This is a genomic window from Photobacterium sp. MCCC 1A19761 (genome assembly GCF_037389125.1).
Classification (GTDB): domain Bacteria; phylum Pseudomonadota; class Gammaproteobacteria; order Enterobacterales; family Vibrionaceae; genus Photobacterium.
The window spans coordinates 1-723 of the sequence record NZ_JAZGTF010000071.1; the positions used below are offsets into that span (position 1 = coordinate 1).

The 723-nt window shown below is 47.0% G+C and carries 3 tRNA genes; all 3 read right to left on the reverse strand.

Annotated features, from left to right (window positions below):
* Nucleotides 1-351: 351 nt before the first annotated feature.
* Nucleotides 352-427: transfer RNA gene (locus VV869_RS24385), tRNA-Ala, on the reverse strand.
* A gap of 31 nt (nucleotides 428-458) precedes the next feature.
* Nucleotides 459-534 (reverse strand) — tRNA-Val (locus tag VV869_RS24390).
* A gap of 65 nt (nucleotides 535-599) precedes the next feature.
* Nucleotides 600-675: transfer RNA gene (locus VV869_RS24395), tRNA-Lys, on the reverse strand.
* Nucleotides 676-723 lie beyond the last annotated feature (48 nt).

Sequence of the window (723 nt, forward strand, 5' to 3'; positions counted from 1 at the left end):
TGCCCAGGCATCCACCGTGTACGCTTAGTCACTTAACCATACAACCCCAAGAGGTTTCGTATGTTCAAACAACCAAGGTTTCCATCAATTGCTTGACGGATTAGTTTGTTTTGCCGGACTCTTCTCTCTTTTATTTCACTTTTCGAAAAAGTGAAGACAAAAGCCAAGACACTTGAATGTGTGTTGCTTGAGAACTCGTTTCTCTTTCGAGAAACAATAATTTCAATTCATTCGTCGTGATGACGAACCAATCGAATTTACTAGTCAGCTTTCCAGATTGTTAAAGAGCATGTGTTTGTATCCCGAAGGGATAAACACTTTCTAACGACACTCGTAAGTGTGTTTAGAAAGTGGTGGAGCTAGGCGGGATCGAACCGCCGACCTCTTGCATGCCATGCAAGCGCTCTCCCAGCTGAGCTATAGCCCCATCGATAATTTTAATTCTTTCGAGGAAAGAATGGTGGGCGATACCGGGCTCGAACCAGTGACCCCCTCCTTGTAAGGGAGGTGCTCTCCCAACTGAGCTAATCGCCCACGGCTGTTTGTCTCCGCTTTTGAAAAAGCAGAAGCAAAACGGTTTTACATCCTTCGTGGAAAGATGGTGGGTCGTGCAGGATTCGAACCTGCGACCAATTGATTAAAAGTCAACTGCTCTACCAACTGAGCTAACGACCCGTGGCGTCCCATAGGGGAGTCGAACCCCTGTTACCGCCGTGAAAGGGC